Origin of the sequence: Acinetobacter sp. YH12120, from assembly GCF_013418795.1 — a bacterium.
GTDB lineage: Bacteria > Pseudomonadota > Gammaproteobacteria > Pseudomonadales > Moraxellaceae > Acinetobacter > Acinetobacter towneri.
In genome coordinates, this window is sequence record NZ_VPBI01000003.1 from 32,089 (window position 1) to 45,500 (window position 13,412).

Annotated in this window: 9 protein-coding genes and 1 pseudogene; 2 read left to right on the top strand and 8 right to left on the bottom strand. The window is 41.7% G+C overall.

The genetic code is table 11. The features are described from left to right. Positions 1-66 precede the first annotated feature (66 nt). From htpG to FTU58_RS03145, 5 genes and pseudogenes are all read right to left on the bottom strand, one after another. The gene (gene htpG / locus FTU58_RS03125; RefSeq protein WP_179997289.1) at positions 67-1,983 is read right to left on the bottom strand and encodes a molecular chaperone HtpG; all 1,917 of its coding nucleotides are present in this window, start codon (positions 1,981-1,983) and stop codon (positions 67-69) included. A gap of 94 nt (positions 1,984-2,077) precedes the next feature. Beyond that, positions 2,078-2,422 (bottom strand): lysozyme inhibitor LprI family protein, encoded by a 345-nt coding sequence (locus FTU58_RS03130; RefSeq protein WP_096902324.1) that lies wholly within the window; start codon positions 2,420-2,422, stop codon positions 2,078-2,080. Between the two features lie 172 nt (positions 2,423-2,594). Then, positions 2,595-3,206, bottom strand: a complete 612-nt coding sequence (locus FTU58_RS03135) for an OmpW family protein (protein ID WP_180062034.1) — start codon at positions 3,204-3,206, stop codon at positions 2,595-2,597. A 572-nt stretch (positions 3,207-3,778) separates the two neighbouring features. After that, a complete protein-coding gene (locus FTU58_RS03140) occupies positions 3,779-5,155 on the bottom strand; it encodes a Na+/H+ antiporter family protein (RefSeq protein ID WP_180062035.1) in 1,377 nt (458 codons plus the stop codon). Between the two features lie 91 nt (positions 5,156-5,246). Further along, positions 5,247-6,136: pseudogene (locus FTU58_RS03145) on the bottom strand (alpha/beta fold hydrolase). A 121-nt stretch (positions 6,137-6,257) separates the two neighbouring features. Between FTU58_RS03145 and FTU58_RS03150 the strand changes: the two are divergent. Then, positions 6,258-6,743 (top strand): DUF4442 domain-containing protein, encoded by a 486-nt coding sequence (locus FTU58_RS03150; protein ID WP_180062036.1) that lies wholly within the window; start codon positions 6,258-6,260, stop codon positions 6,741-6,743. A gap of 208 nt (positions 6,744-6,951) precedes the next feature. Further along, the gene (locus FTU58_RS03155; protein WP_180062037.1) at positions 6,952-7,803 is read left to right on the top strand and encodes an alpha/beta hydrolase; all 852 of its coding nucleotides are present in this window, start codon (positions 6,952-6,954) and stop codon (positions 7,801-7,803) included. Positions 7,804-7,905: 102 nt separating this feature from the next. Here the strand turns inward: FTU58_RS03155 and FTU58_RS03160 are convergent, their stop codons facing one another. From FTU58_RS03160 to rpoC, 3 genes are all read right to left on the bottom strand, one after another. Further along, positions 7,906-8,262: a hypothetical protein gene (locus FTU58_RS03160; protein WP_004975789.1), complete on the bottom strand. Its 357-nt coding sequence runs from the start codon at positions 8,260-8,262 to the stop codon at positions 7,906-7,908. A gap of 111 nt (positions 8,263-8,373) precedes the next feature. After that, complete coding sequence (locus FTU58_RS03165; protein ID WP_179989537.1) at positions 8,374-8,934, bottom strand: hypothetical protein; 561 nt, start codon at positions 8,932-8,934, stop codon at positions 8,374-8,376. A gap of 151 nt (positions 8,935-9,085) precedes the next feature. Next, positions 9,086-13,285 carry a DNA-directed RNA polymerase subunit beta' gene (rpoC, locus tag FTU58_RS03170; RefSeq protein WP_096902331.1) on the bottom strand — a complete coding sequence of 1,400 codons (4,200 nt, stop codon included), beginning with the start codon at positions 13,283-13,285 and terminating at the stop codon, positions 9,086-9,088. Between the last annotated feature and the right edge of the window lie 127 nt (positions 13,286-13,412).

Consider the following 13,412-nt stretch of genomic DNA (forward strand, 5'->3'; position numbering starts at 1 on the left):
ATCTTGCAAGATGACGATGCATTATTTGTACAACGCATCATCGATCATGTTCATGCGAAAGCAGACTTACTTTAACAGTAAGCTATTAATACGTTTCACATATTCCGCTGGGTCTTCAGGCAAGCCACCTTCAGCAATCACAGCTTGATCAAAAATCACATGCGCCAAATCATCAAATTGATTGGAGTCCTGTAATTTTTTCACCAAAGGATGCTCTGGGTTGATTTCCAAAATTGGCTTCATATCAGGTACAGCTTGCCCTGCATCCTTCAACATACGAATCAATTGTGGTGACAGTTCACCTTCACCTGTTACCAAACAAGCAGGGGAATCAACCAAACGTGTAGTCACACGCACTTCTTTGGTTTTACCGCTTAAAGATGCAGACAATTGCTCAACCACAGGTTTAAATTGTTCTGCAGCCGCGTCTAAAGCTTTCTTCTCTTCAGCATCTTGTAGATCGCCTAAATCAACCGCACCTTTAGATACGTTTTGCATTGGCGTGCCATCAAACTCCTGCACAAAGTTCATCGCCCACTCGTCTACGCGTTCTGCCATCAACAACACTTCAATGCCTTTTTTCTTAAACAACTCCAACTGTGGAGAATGCTTTGCTGCGTTCAAGTTGTCTGCCGTAACGTAGTAAATGGCTTTCTGACCTTCTTTCATTCGCGCTTTATAGTCCGCCAATGAGGTACTGATGTCATCATTACTTGAAGTAGCGTAGCGTAATAATTTCAGGATACGTTCACGGTTGCCAAAGTCTTCGCCTAAGCCTTCTTTTAAAACTGAACCAAATTCTTGATAGAATTGCTTAAATTTTTCTTGGTCTTTTTCATCTTCAGACTTGGCTAAATTGTCCAACATGGTCAACACACGACGGGTATTGCCTTCGCGGATGGTTTTCACATCACGGCTTTCTTGCAATAACTCACGGCTCACGTTCAATGGCAAATCGGCGCTGTCCACCACACCTTGTACAAAACGTAGATAGTTCGGGATCAGGTTGTCTGCCTCATCCATAATAAATACGCGCTTCACATACAATTTAATCCCCGCTTTGGCTTCACGAGTAAAAATGTTGTGCGGTGCTTTACTTGGCACATACAACAACTGGGTGTATTCAGTACTGCCTTCAACGCGGTTATGCGCCCATGCCAATGGTGCGTCAAAATCATGACTGAGGTTTTTATAAAATTCGATATACTGTTCTTCACTAATTTCGTTTTTATTGCGCGTCCACAACGCACTGGCCGAGTTAATTGCTTCCCACTCATCAGTTTTCACATACTGACCTGCTTTCGGTGTTTCACCTTCAGCTGCTTCTTCTTGCTGCCATACTTCTTTCTGCATTTGAATTGGCAAACTGATGTGATCAGAGTATTTATTGATGATCTGCTTAACTTTGTAGCTTTCTAAATAATCCAGCGCATCTTCACGCAAGTGCAGAATAATATCGGTACCCCGTTCTGCTTTGTGAATTTGCTCAACATCAAACTCGCCAGTACCCGCACTGCTCCAACGCACGGCTTCATCTGCAGCCAATCCTGCACGGCGTGATTCCACAGTAATTTTATCTGCCACGATAAAACCTGAATAGAAACCCACACCAAATTGACCAATCAATTGCGCATCGGCTTTTTGATCGCCCGTCAATTTTGACATAAAGTCTTTGGTGCCCGATTTGGCAATGGTACCCAAATGCTCAATCGCATCCTGCTGACTTAAACCAATGCCATTGTCTGAAATGGTCAGGGTTTTCTTGTCTTGATCTAAGCGGATACGCACACGTAAATCAGGATCATTTTCATAATATTCAGGATGGTTGATGCCTTCAAAACGTAATTTGTCGCAGGCATCCGATGCGTTAGAAATCAGTTCACGCAAGAAAATTTCAGGGTTGGAATAAAGAGAATGGGTCACCAAATGTAATAACTGCGCCACTTCGGCTTGGAAACTGTGTTTTTGGCTGTGCTCGCTCATTCATCACTCCTTAAATTCATAAACATGGTTATTGTTGGATGTGTTAATGAATTGGAGTGATTGCCTGATTTTTCAAGCCTAAACCTAGAAAAATTTAAAAAGGTGCACGTTGATAAACCTGATTTAAATGATCCTCCAATTTCTGCTGACGCAAATTATACACTTGGGTTAAACAATCGACTGAAGTACCACAACGATCACGCAATTCTAACCAACGAAATTGTTCATCACGAATTTGTGAACGCGTCCCCATAGCGACCAAACGGCTAACAATACGATAGGTGGTTGCCATTTTCACATCGGCATCATTGACCGCACGATGTTCACAAATGGCATGTTCTGTTGGTGTTCTGGCTTTCTCACAAGAAAAACTCGCCGCATGCCCCGCGACACTCAGCATTAAACCAACACATATAGGCCAACCGTATTTTATCAACATGAATTAATTCCTTCTTTATCGTTCTTTACTTTATCTTTCAGACTGTAAATGAACATGGCACATGCACTCAATTTTTTCATTCGATACATTTGTTATTTTTTGCGATAAAAAACCCCATCATAAAGATGGGGTTGCGCTGATTTTTATTATTATAAAGAGCTACTTTTTATAATTAAAATTTGTAGCTATAACCGATGGTGTACACCATTGGGTCGATGTCTAAATCGAATTTTTTAACTGTAGTGCCACCCGCTTTAACAGTCACTTCAGGACTCAATTGTGCATAACGAGCATCAAAGAATACGCCCCAGTTTTTAGCATCGGCAGGTTGGAAGTTAAAACCGATTTGACCTGCAAAACCAAAATCTTCTTTAACTTTTACTTTCAAGGCAGCTAAATCACCTGATGTTTTTTCATCCCATGCTACAAATGCAGTACCACCGACACCAATGTATGGCGTGAAACGGGTTGAATTTTTAAAGTGATATTTAGCCGTTAACGTTGGCGGTAAATGCTTAATTTTAACAGCATTCTCGCCCTCGTAAGCTACATCATGGCTGATTGGTGTCGCCAACAATAATTCTGCAGAGATATTGTCATTAAAGAAATATTCTACAGATGGTGTAAATGCATATTCATGGTCAGCTTCAAAATGGCCAACGTTTGGTACTGTAGTATCTTGAGTTGGAGAAATTACAGAACCACCAACTTTAACTTGCCATTGACCTGCCATAGCAGAAGCAGACATTCCCATTAATGCAATTAGAGCAACATGCTTTAACATTTCAAAACCACCTTTAGAATAAAAATCTTAACGCTTAATTAATATTAAACACGACCACTATTAATATGCAACACATATTAAACATAATATTTTAATTATTTTATAAACTATTCATTATTATATAAATTTATTTTAAATAGACCAAATTACTTGGTTTTAAAACCCGAGTTAATTAATAAAGTTTATATTATTATTTCCCGACTATATTACTCAATTTTACTTAAAAAATATATTAAAAGGTTTATTTGAAATACATCTTATATTTATTTAAAAATTAAAACAAATTTATTTTAAATTGATTAATTCACTCAGGTTTTATATTTTTAAATCACAGGAAATTAATAAAAATTATTAAAATTAAATAAAGAGAATTAAAATCACCTTCATTCTAATATACGAAGCTGAAAACAATGAAAACAGACTATTTTGTTTAGAGATTTAAAATCGTGTATTGAGATGCAATCGGCAGATGTGAGGATGAAATTGAAGTATATTTTTTTGTTGTTTTAACACTGTGCTGCAACGTGCCCAGCCTATTCTGAACACGTGCGCTTACGCATTTTGGTGATGATTTACAGCACCATCGCTGCAATCCAACCAAAAATGATCAATGGGATATTAAAGTGAATAAAAGTCGGTACCACACTGTCCTTCATGTGGTCGTGTTGCCCATCCATATTTAAGCCGGAAGTTGGCCCTAATGTTGAATCCGATGCTGGAGAACCCGCATCTCCTAAGGCTGCTGCTGTACCAATAATTGCAATGGTCGCGGCAGGACTAAAACCGAACTGCAGACATAAAGGCACATAAATAATTGCTAAAATAGGTACGGTAGAGAAAGACGAGCCAATCCCCAAGGTGATTAACAAACCAATCAGCAACATTAAAAATGCTGCTAAGCCTTTGCTGTCACCGATCCACTGTACCGAAGCTTCCACCAATGCAGGTACTTGATTGGTGGCTTCAATCACTGCTGCGAAACCTTGTGCAGCAATCATAATAAAGCCGATGAGTGCCATCATCCGCATACCGGTAATAATCACATCATCCGCTTCTTTCCATTTGAAAATTCCTGCACAGCTTAAAATGGCAACACCCACCAAACCTGCCAGAATCATCGAATCTGAATACAATTGCACTGCTAAGGTTGCAATAATCGCAAACACTGCCATCCACAGCGTAAATTTAGCAATTTGTGGTGCTTGTAAGCTTGACCCTGTTGTGTCTGCATTGAGTTCACTCGAAATGCTTTGAGTACGTTCTAGCTGCACATCTAGATAGTGTCGTGGGTTGCGATAACTTACAAATAACGCAATCAATAGCCCAATAAACATCCCAAACACAGGAATAAACATGGCAGCAGGAATATCTTCATTTTGAATGGCAAAACCATACGGAGCACCAAAGGTGTTGATATTGTGCGCCAAAATATCATTCAGAAAGATTGCACCGAAACCCACAGGAACAAACATATAGGTGGCAACCAAACCAAAAGTCAGCAAACAAACCACTGCACGACGGTCTAGGTTTAAATGATTGAAAACACTTAATAAAGGTGGAATCAATACAGGAATAAATGCAATATGTACAGGGATTAAGTTTTGTGAAAATACCGCTGCCAAAGCCACAGTAAAATAAATCAGATATTTAACGCGGTTCTGTACCTTAGTATTACTGCCACCTGTTAAAGTGCGAATCAGCTTATACGCCAATAAGTCTGGCAAACCTGAACGTGCCAAAGCCAAAGCAAATGCACCTAAAATACCGTAAGCAAGAGCAATTTTAGCGCCACCACCTAAACCATTATTAAACGCATCTAAAGTGCCTTGTAAGCCTAAACCAGCCAGTAAACCACCTGAGACTGCACCAATAACCAAGGCAAAAACCACAGGCACACGAGCCAACGACAATCCGAACATGATTGCAATGGCAGCAAGAATTGCGAACATAAGAGATGAAAATTCAAAAAAGAAGCTATTTTATCAGAGATTATGCAGATTGGAGTTGACCAAACATTCAACTCCGACAAGCGTTTCTGATTTAAATTGCTGCAGCATGTGAATTTGCATGACCTAAAGCAAAATCACGGATGGCAGTAGCAACTGCTTGCGGCTGACTAAGAATCGCCCAGTGATTAGCTGCCAATTCCACACGTTGAAAATCATCTACCCAAAGCGACATTTCATCAATCAATTCAGCACCCACAAATTGATCATATTTCAAGACAATAGCTTGCACAGGACAAATTGCGTAACGCTGCCGCGGCTTTAATAAACGTGGGATAAAATTGGCACGATATAAATTGACGCCATAGCGCCCATCTTTGCGGATATTAGGATTGATCGCAATATCTTGATCACGTTCTAAACGTATCACCACCTGACGCCATTGTTCAGGTTGAAAAAACTGCCAAACTGTAGGTGCAAGTGCAGGAAGTTGAAAGGCGGCAATATACCAAGATTTACGCATTTGTTTGAAAAATTTAATTTTATTTTCAGAAAACTGCTTACGCATCCAGAACGCTGCATGATCCAAACATGGGCCTGAAATACTGCTGTACGATAAAATTCGTCCCTTTAATTCTGGATCCGTCACTGCTTCCCAAGACTGAATTGAACCCCAGTCATGAGCTGCCAAGTGAAATGCACGCTGCCCCAAAACGGCATTAGCAACAGCCATTAAATCTGCAGCCAATTGAGCCAAGCTATAGACACGAATGGATTTAGGAATGGAGGATTGTCCCGCACCGCGCACATCATAACTCACCACATAAAAATCTTGTACCAACACGGCAATCACGCGTTTCCAGACTTCTTGGTTATCTGGATAGCCATGCACCAAAATCAGTGCAGGTGCTTTTTTTCGCCCCAAGTTTTGACATAGAGCTGTTGTCGATCAGAGGTTTCAATCCATTGCGTTTGCGCTTGCATATACATCTTTTTTATTTTTATTCACCTTTGTTGCACTCAGCATAACAAAACATGCCATATTGATGCCTAAATTTTAGACTAATATAAGGCATCCAGACTTGAAAGATATAGTTAAAATCATATGAATCTGCTTAAAAAACTACAAAGTATTCCACTTATTTCTAAATATTTTTTAAATCGGTACCCACCCTATCGGGGTGCAGGTATTGAAATTGATCAAATCGATTTAGCCAACCACCATGTCCGTGTCAAAATGCCACTCACTCGCAAAAATCAAAATATTGTCGGCGTACATTTTGGCGGCAGCCTCTATTCCATGGTAGATCCATTTTATATGTTAATTCTGATGCATCACTTGGGTTCAACATATATTGTTTGGGATAAAGCGGCAACGATTCATTTCCTCGCCCCAGGACGCAGTACGGTGTATGCCGATATTCGCCTGAGTGCCGCTGAAGTTGAGGAAATCAAACAGATCGCAGAAGACTATGCTCCTCTGACACGTCAATATACGCTCAATATTATCGATGAATCAGGTGTACGAATTGCAGAAGTGCATAAAACGTTATATATCCGACGTAAAAAGCCCAAAGCCGTAGCAACGTAATTTTTAGCTCACATAAAAACGCAGAATCTAATGATTCTGCGTTGTTGGTAATATTATTTTAATCAAAAGACAAAAAGATCAATGTCACCGACAAACTTCTCTACTCTTTTTGAGCAGGTATGAATTAATTAACGTATTACTGTTGATACATCAGTGGATCATAAAAATTATAAACATTGATAGTATTTAAAATTAAAGGATCATTAAAATGAAAAAAAATCTTGTGCCAATCTTTTCCCTACTTTGTTTCTATTCATCGACATCCCTCCATGCTTTGGTGCCGAATACATTTACCAAAGTCCAGACTTTGAAAAATGTGGCTTATGGATCTCATCCTCAACAAGTGATGGATGTCTATTTCCCTGCCAAAGTACTCACAGATCAAACACCAGCCCCGCTCATGATGATGGTCCATGGCGGTGCTTGGAAAATGGGTGATAAAAATCATGCTGCTGTGGTCAAAAATAAGCTGAGTTACTGGACCAAGCAAAACTGGATTTTTGTGTCTATCAACTATAGATTAGTTCCAGATGTGACCGTACAGCAGCAAACTCAGGATATCGCCCAAGCGCTTATTTATATCCAAAATCAGGCACCGCATTGGCATGCTGACTCAAAACGCTTGGTGCTGATGGGACATTCTGCGGGCGCACACCTGGTCAGTCTATTAACCGTTCGCCCCGATTGGCTGGCACCCCAGCCACAGCCTTGGCGTGCTACAGTTGCTTTAGATAGCGCGGCTTATGATATAGAAAAGATAATGCAAACACGTCATGCACGTTTTTATGATCAAGCCTTTGGTGATCAACCTTCCAACTGGAAAGCCCTTTCTCCGATAGCTCAGCTACATCAAGCTTTACCTGCATTTCTCGCGGTGTGCTCAACCATCCGTGCAGATCAACCCTGTACTCAAGCTCGACAATTTATTCAACAAGCACAGAAATTCGGAACTCAAACCCAGTTATTGCCTGTCCGACTTTCACATGCTGAAATCAACAAGTCATTGGGACAAAATAATGCTTATACTCAAGCAGTCAATCAATTTATCCAAACGCATTAATTTTTCAGCTAGCGCATAAAAAACGCAGAATCATAAGACTCTGCGTTGGATGTACTGAAATATAAATACTTCAGTAGGATGGCATGGCTGTTCGTATTCAGATTAACGCTTTTGCTCGATGGCTGCACCAGCACCACCACCAACAGCACCACCGATTGCAGCGCCTGCATTACCACCTATCACTTCTTTACCTAAAATTGAACCAATCGCACCGCCAATTCCACTATAGGTTGCGTTACGGTTAGAACCATCTTGGGTTTTACTTCCAACTGCTGCACCTGCACCTGCGCCTGCTGCTGCACCAACACTACCACCTACGCTGTTACCCGCTGCTCCACCAACGGCACCGCCTAATGCTGCAGCACCAATACGTTGGTCATTAGAACTCATGCTTTCACAACCCGCCATAAGCATGGTCGATACTGTGGCAATTGCCAATACACTCAATACTTTTTTCATGGTGATCACTCCCCCTCGGTCTATTCGCTCTCAGCTTAGTGCATATTGCGGTAACAACTTTGAAAAAACTGTTACCAAGCACAGCAAGATGAAGGTATTTCTGTAAAAGACTTAAGGCTGAATAGATGATTCAGCAACATCTTCTTCCAAAAGCACGACATCTCTTGTGGTTTGTCCATCTTCAGTAAACACAGCATGAGAAACTGTTTCTTTGCTTTCAGGCGTTTTGACCCGATCCAGTTTTAATGTGCGATGAATTGGCGCCTGCCCCTGCTTATATTCCATGCCTTCTGCATCAATCGTTTTCACTTCAGAAATGACTTTACCATCCTGCTTTAGGGTTTTATTCAACTCAATTTTTGAGGTTGGTACAATCACCCCACCTTTTTGAATCACAGGAATACCCAATTGTTTCTCTGAAAACTGTGCTTGATCATCATCAAAAACAACTTCCTTTGCCACAATATCTTTACCCTGATTGCTCACTTCAAAAATCGTGGCTTCTACATGGCGTATAGGCTTTTCACCTGTCACTGTACGAATCACTTCAGTTTTTAGAATAGGCACAATGGCTTTGTCTTTCACCACAATGCTGTTTGGCATTGGTGCAGCCGAAACAGACACACTCAGTAGCATTGCCGATAAACACAGTGTCAGTCCTCTAAATTGCATAAGCTATCCCCTTAGTTTTCTTGATATTTTTAAATTGTTCTTAATTCACTATATGCAATATTGCGGCTTTATTAAAGCAAAATATGCAACTAAAACGTTGGCAAAAAAAAGACGCCTCGAAAGGCGTCTTTAAATGATGCTTTAAAACGAATTAGAGATCGTTAAATTCATCGCTAAATGCTTGGCTTAATGCTTGATCTACATCAGAGAAATCATTCACTAATGCCAATTCAGCAGCTTCAGCTTCTTGACGACGACGCTCTAAGTGGTAAGCAAGACCCGTACCTGCTGGGATCAAACGCCCCACAACAACGTTCTCTTTCAAGCCACGTAAATCATCTTCTTTACCTGTTACAGCCGCTTCAGTTAACACACGTGTAGTTTCCTGGAACGATGCAGCAGAAATGAACGAGTCTGTTGAAAGCGATGCTTTGGTGATACCCATCAATTGACGTTCAAACTTCGCTGGGAACTTGTTTTGTGCAAGTACAGCTTGGTTTTCTTGTACCACGCGAATGTAATCCACTTGTTCGCCTTTGATGAAGCTCGTATCGCCACCATCGGTGATTTCAACTTTACGCAACATTTGACGCACGATGACTTCAATGTGCTTATCGTTAATTTTTACACCTTGTAAGCGGTAAACGTCTTGAACTTCGTTCACGATGTAGTTGGTTAATGCCACTTCACCTTTCAAGCGTAAGATGTCATGTGGGTTTTGTGGACCATCAGAAATGGTTTCACCACGGTTCACATGCTCACCTTCAAACACGTTGATGTTACGCCATTTTGGAATCAACTCTTCGTAAATCTCAGAGCCATCATCTGGTGTAATCACTAAACGGTTCTTACCTTTGGTTTCTTTACCAAAGCTCACGATACCTGACACTTCTGCAAGAATCGCATGCTCTTTTGGTTTACGTGCTTCAAATAAGTCTGCAACGCGTGGTAAACCACCGGTAATATCACGAGTACGTGAAGATTCTTGTGGTACACGACCAATAACGTCACCCACACCGATATTTTCGCCATCACGGACAGAAAGAATCGTGTTCTGTGGCAAGAAGTAGAACTGTTCGCCACCATCCACAGTGTCTAATACCACAGCAGGACGTAAGTCTTTACCTGACGCAGGACGTGAAGTCACTGGCAAGATTTCAACTGTGGTCATACCTGTTGCATCATCAGTTTTCGAGGTTGCAGTCACGCCATCAGCAATTTGGCTGAAACGGATTTTACCCGCAACTTCGGTCACAAGTGGATGCGTGTGTGGATCCCAAGTCGCCACAATACCGCCAGCTTCTACCGCTTCGCCATCTTTGAGCAAGATTGACGCACCGTATGGCAGTTTATAACGCTCACGCTCACGACCTAACTCATCGGCAATACCAATTTCACCTGAACGTGAAACAGATACCAAGTGACCTTTAGCGTGTTGTACAGTTTTCACGTTATGGAAACGTACTGAACCTTTGTTACGCACTTGTACGCTATTGGCTGCAGAAGTTCGGCTTGCCGCACCACCCACGTGGAATGTACGCATGGTTAACTGTGTACCTGGCTCACCAATCGATTGAGCAGCCATTACACCCACAGATTCACCTGGATTCACCAAGTGACCACGTGCTAGGTCACGACCATAACACTTCGCACATACACCAAAGGTCGATTCACAAGATACCACTGAACGTACTTTTACTTCATCGACACCTTGCTCTTCTAAGAAGTTAGCAAGTTTTTCATCAATGAGTGTGTTACGTGGCAGAATAACTTCGTCTGAACCCGCTTTCTTCACATCTTCTGCAGTTACACGACCTAATACACGCGTACCAAGGTTTTCAATGACATCACCACCTTGAATGAATGGTGTCATCACTAAACCGCCATAAGTACCGCAATCTGGCTCAGTAATTACCAAGTCTTGTGCAACGTCAACCAAACGACGTGTCAAGTAACCTGAGTTCGCTGTTTTCAATGCGGTATCGGCCAAACCTTTACGCGCACCGTGAGTTGAAATGAAGTACTGAAGTACCGTCAAACCTTCACGGAAGTTCGCTTTAATTGGCGTTTCAATGATCGAACCATCTGGTTTCGCCATCAAACCACGCATACCCGCCAACTGACGAATCTGTGCCGCACTACCACGCGCACCTGAATCCGACATCATGTAGATCGAGTTGAATGATTTTTGCTTCTCGTCTTCACCCTGTTTGTTTTTCACAGTTGTGAATGACAAGTTGTCCATCATCGCTTTAGCAACTTGGTCGTTGGTACGTGCCCAAATATCGACCACTTTGTTATAACGCTCACCCGCAGTTACGAAGCCTTGCTCGAACTGTTGTTCAATTTCACGAACTTCAGTTTCTGCTTTTTCAATAATTGCTTGTTTTTGTGGTGGAATAACCATGTCTTCCATACCCACAGAAACACCTGAACGTGTCGCTTGACGGAAGCCCAAGTACATCAATTGGTCTGCAAAAATAACCGTGTCTTTTAGACCTAATTTACGGTAGCAAGAGTTGATTAACTTTGAGATGTTCTTTTTGTTCATCTCTAGGTTAATTTGCTCGAAGCTTAAACCTTCAGGCACAACTTCCCAAAGCAAGCAGCGACCTGGTGTCGTATCTACAACAATAGTTTGTTGCTCACGCTCACCATTTTCATTGATTACGGTTTGGTGTACACGTGCTTTTACGCGAGCGTGTAAGTCAACTTGACCCGTTGCAAGTGCACGGTTTACTTCGTGCGTATCTGCAAACACCATGCCTTCACCTTTGGCATTGATTGCATCACGCGTGATGTAATACAAGCCCAAGACAACGTCCTGAGATGGTACGATGATTGGCTCACCGTTCGCAGGAGACAAGATGTTGTTGGTCGACATCATTAACGCACGCGCTTCTAATTGCGCTTCAAGTGTTAATGGTACGTGTACCGCCATTTGGTCACCGTCGAAGTCAGCGTTGAACGCAGCACAAACGAGTGGGTGTAAACGGATGGCTTTACCTTCAATCAGGATCGGTTCAAATGCTTGAAGACCTAAACGGTGAAGTGTAGGCGCACGGTTCAACATCACTGGGTGTTGACGAATTACAGAGGCAAGTACATCCCAAACTTCTGGAGTTTCGCGCTCAACCATTTTCTTCGCAGCTTTAATGGTGGTTGCTTGACCTGAAGCTTGTAATTTTGCAAAGATGAATGGCTTGAACAGTTCAAGTGCCATTTTCTTCGGAAGACCACACTGGTGTAAACGTAGGTTTGGACCAACGGTAATCACCGAACGACCTGAATAGTCAACACGCTTACCAAGTAAGTTTTGACGGAAACGACCTTGCTTACCTTTGATCATATCTGCCAAAGATTTAAGCGGACGCTTGTTTGAACCTGTGATTGCACGACCACGACGACCGTTATCTAACAAGGCATCAACAGACTCTTGTAACATACGTTTTTCGTTACGTACGATGATGTCTGGCGCTGCAAGGTCAAGAAGACGCTTCAAACGGTTGTTACGGTTAATCACACGACGATAAAGATCGTTCAAGTCAGAAGTCGCAAAACGACCACCTTCAAGTGGAACCAACGGGCGAAGATCTGGTGGAAGTACAGGCAGTACATTCATCACCATCCATTCAGGCTTGTTGTTCGACTCTTTGAACGCTTCCATCAACTTCAAACGCTTAGAGGCTTTTTTCAGCTTAGTTTCTGAAGTTGTTTGTGGAATTTCTTCACGTAAACGAGCAATTTCAGCTTCAAGATCGATGTCTTTTAACAAGTCTTGAACTGCTTCAGCACCCATTTTCGCAGTGAATTCATCACCATGCTCTTCTAGAGCATTGAAGTATTCTTCGTCATTGAGAAGTTGATATTTCTCAAATGGCGTCATACCTGGGTCAGTAACCACATAAGATTCGAAATATAATACGCGCTCGATATCACGTAAAGTCATATCAAGTAATAAACCAATACGGCTTGGTAATGATTTCAAGAACCAAATGTGTGCAACTGGAGAAGCAAGTTCGATGTGACCCATACGCTCACGACGAACTTTTGCAGTCGTTACTTCAACGCCACATTTTTCACAAATGACGCCTTTGTATTTCATACGCTTGTATTTACCACACAAGCATTCGTAATCTTTTACTGGACCAAAAATTTTGGCACAGAATAAACCATCACGTTCAGGCTTAAACGTACGATAGTTAATGGTTTCTGGCTTTTTAACTTCACCGTGAGACCATGACTTAATCATTTCTGGTGACGCAAGACCAATACGGATGCGGTCAAACTCTACTGGAGCATGACCGTCTGAATCCGTCTTTTTGCGCATGATATCGAGCAAGTCTTTCAATTTTTTTCTCCGTGTGCTGGGAGGCTGTTTTCACATCCCAACTGGGTCACAAATATTGTTTTTTAACTGAGTTTTAATCCCCCTTAATCCCCCTTTTTCAAAGGGGGAAAAGTCCCTCTTTTATAAA